Annotated in this window: 1 pseudogene; it reads left to right on the forward strand. The window is 70.8% G+C overall.

Annotated elements, in window-relative coordinates:
* Positions 1-424 (forward strand): annotated as a pseudogene (locus tag I6F37_RS41390) (2-isopropylmalate synthase); the annotation flags it as partial.

The raw sequence follows: 424 nt of genomic DNA on the forward strand, positions 1-424 counted from the left end.
CTCGAGGAGGTGGTGATGGCGCTCCGCACTCGCCGCGCCTACTACGGCGTCGGCACGGGCGTGGATGCGCGAGAGCTCGCGCCGGCCTCGGCGCTCGTGGCCTCGTGCACGGGTGTGGACGTCCCGCCCAACAAGGCCATCGTGGGACGCAACGCGTTCGCGCACGAGGCGGGCATCCACCAGGACGGCGTCCTCAAGCACCGCGAGACGTACGAAATCATGACGCCCGAGTCGGTGGGCGTCGCCTGCACGTCGATCGTCCTCGGCAAGCACTCCGGCCGCCGCGCCGTGCGACAGCGCCTGGGCGAGCTCGGCATCGCGCTCGAGGAGCCGCTCTTCCTCGACGTCTTCGAGCAGTTCAAGGCCCTGGCCGACCGCAAGAAGCGCATCGACGACCGCGACCTCGCCAAGCTCGCCCTCCTCG

The sequence above is a fragment of the Bradyrhizobium sp. NBAIM08 genome (genome assembly GCF_020193935.1).
GTDB classification, from domain to species: Bacteria; Pseudomonadota; Alphaproteobacteria; order Rhizobiales; family Xanthobacteraceae; genus Bradyrhizobium; species Bradyrhizobium yuanmingense.